Here is a 1,672-nt window from a genome sequence, read left to right as displayed (position 1 = left end):
TTTTAAAACAATGCCAAGATTAATTGTGAATCGGCACCTGAATCGCCTCTAAATCCGCCTCCGTCAAAAGAACTTCTCGCGGTTTACTTCCGTTTGCACCGGTAATGTACCCGTTTTGTTCAAGTAGATCCATTAGCCTTGCCGCCCGATTATAGCCAATTTTAAAGCGGCGCTGCAAGCTTGAAGTAGATGCTAAACCTTGTGAAAGGATAAATTCACAGGCATCATAAAATAATTCATCTTCCGATTCGGCGACAACTTCCTTTTTTAAGAGCTCCTCCTGCTCAAACAGGTATTCTGGTTCCCGTTCTGCTTTCACATGAGCAACGACCACATCGATTTCTTCATCCGACACGAAGGTGCCCTGTAAGCGAACTGGTTTGGAGGCTCCATTTTCTAAAAAGAGCATATCACCTCGGCCAAGTAATTTTTCCGCCCCACTAATATCGATGACAGTTCGAGAATCGACTTGAGAGGAAACGGAAAAAGCCACCCGGGTAGGGATATTTGCTTTTATTAATCCCGTAATGACATCTACTGATGGCCTTTGTGTTGCCACAATCAGATGAATTCCACATGCCCTTGCTTTTTGCGCAATTCGGCAAATGGCCTCTTCTACGTCTGCAGGAGACATCATCATTAAGTCTGCTAATTCATCAATAATGATTACAATAAAAGGTAGCTTGTCGGAATACTGTTTATGCTCCATTGCTAATTCATTAAAACGGTTAATATCACGGACGCCAGTATGGGCAAATAACTCATAACGCCGTTCCATTTCTTCAACTGCCCATTTTAGCGCTGCCGTAGCAGCCTTGACATCCGTTATAACAGGGCTAACTAAATGAGGAATACGGTTATAAGGAGCAAGCTCGACCATTTTTGGATCAATTAACAGAAGTTTTAAATCATCCGGACTTGCCTTATATAACAGACTGACCAATATTGAGTTAATACATACACTTTTACCAGAACCGGTCGCACCGGCAATCAGTCCATGCGGCATCTTCTTTAAATCCGTTACAATCGGATTTCCAGCAATATCAAGACCTAAAATGGCTGTTAATGGAGAACTAGATTCCTTAAAAATGCGGCTATTAATAATTTCGCTGATTTGAACTGGGCGCGATTTTTTATTTGGCACCTCAATACCAATCGTGTGCTTACCTGGAATCGGTGCTTCAATTCGGATATCTTTTGCCGCTAAGCTCAACTTGATATCATCTGTTAAATTAGTTACTTTATTAACCTTTACCCCTGGTTCAGGTTGTACCTCAAAACGGGTTACGGAAGGTCCTTGAGTGACATTTACAACGCTGGCACCAACATTAAAATTAATTAATGTTTGGTTTAACAGCTCCTCCTGGTACAAGAGCCATTCTGTGTCCTGCAATTCTGAAACAGGTGGATTTAAAAGGCTTGGTTCCGGAAACTTATAATAACCTTCACTGAACACCGGTGAAACAATGTCTACTTCCTGTTTATTAGCGGTGTGGTGCATGCCTGCTAGATGCTGAGAAACAGCTGTCAATTGTTCCACTGGGTGTTTCACCTGTTGTTCTATGGATTGTTGCACCTTTTGTTCAGCTGGATGTTTTATGGATTGTTGCACCTTTTGTTCAGCTGGTTGTTCTATGGATTGTGGTGCCTTTTGTTCAGCTGATTGTTCTAT

At 41.9% G+C, this 1,672-nt stretch carries 1 protein-coding gene; it reads right to left on the bottom strand.

What is annotated here, in order from left to right:
• Nucleotides 1-19 precede the first annotated feature (19 nt).
• A partial coding sequence (locus V7083_RS01120) for a DNA translocase FtsK (RefSeq protein WP_438823677.1) occupies nucleotides 20-1,672 on the bottom strand: 1,653 nt, incomplete at its 5' end.

The organism is Bacillus sp. JJ1764, assembly GCF_036962145.1.
GTDB lineage: Bacteria > Bacillota > Bacilli > Bacillales > Cytobacillaceae > Neobacillus.
Note: the sequence above shows the minus strand (reverse complement) of the source record. Positions and strands in the feature narration are given on the sequence as shown.